Below are 651 nucleotides of genomic sequence, written 5' to 3' on the forward strand. Positions count from 1 at the left end.
CGCCGCCGCGGTGACGCCGGACGTCGAGCCGGAGGCGGATCTCGCCGGACTCGCTGCCCGTGAGGAGGCCAGCACGCCGGAACTCTCCGAACCCGAGGCCGAGCCTGTGGTGGCACCGAAGGCTCGCGGACGTGGCAGCAGGCGACCCGCCTCGACCGACTAGCGCGCTCACGGGAACCAGCCCCGGAGCTCACGAACGACGTCCGGGTTTCCCTGGGAGACGGCCAGCACGCCGAGCAGCAGAACGCCCGCGATCACGAAAAGCCTGAGCAGCTTCTCGCGCCGAACGATCGCAGCCACTCCGGCTGCGACGACGACGCCAACGAAGGCACCGACAGCGGCCACCTCTGCCCATTCGAGAGGTGTCATGCGAGCCACCTGACCTGCGTAAACCAGAGTCTCACGACAGGGACTTTGATCATGGTCGGCCTTTCTGGGCAAAAAAAAAAGCAGGCGACCCGTCGTCACCTGCTCCTTCTGTTATTGGGGCGAGGCCCCTCCGAATTAACCCCCCAACACCACATTCACTCATTTGGCCTAGCGGGCTGGGAAGGGGGTTCCTGTGGCCAGCGAAGATGCACCAACACCGCTCTGCACAGCAGAGCAGCTACAGGAAGGCGCGTTCGCGGACCTGGTGCACGGGTTCTCCCC

Annotated in this window: 1 protein-coding gene; it reads right to left on the reverse strand. The window is 65.6% G+C overall.

What is annotated here, in order from left to right:
- Nucleotides 1-168 precede the first annotated feature (168 nt).
- Nucleotides 169-369: a hypothetical protein gene (locus tag DMH01_RS42480; protein ID WP_125685098.1), complete on the reverse strand. Its 201-nt coding sequence runs from the start codon at nt 367-369 to the stop codon at nt 169-171.
- Nucleotides 370-651: the final 282 nt, after the last annotated feature.

Origin of the sequence: Amycolatopsis sp. WAC 04182 (assembly GCF_003947465.1) — a bacterium.
Taxonomy (GTDB): Bacteria; Actinomycetota; Actinomycetes; order Mycobacteriales; family Pseudonocardiaceae; genus Amycolatopsis.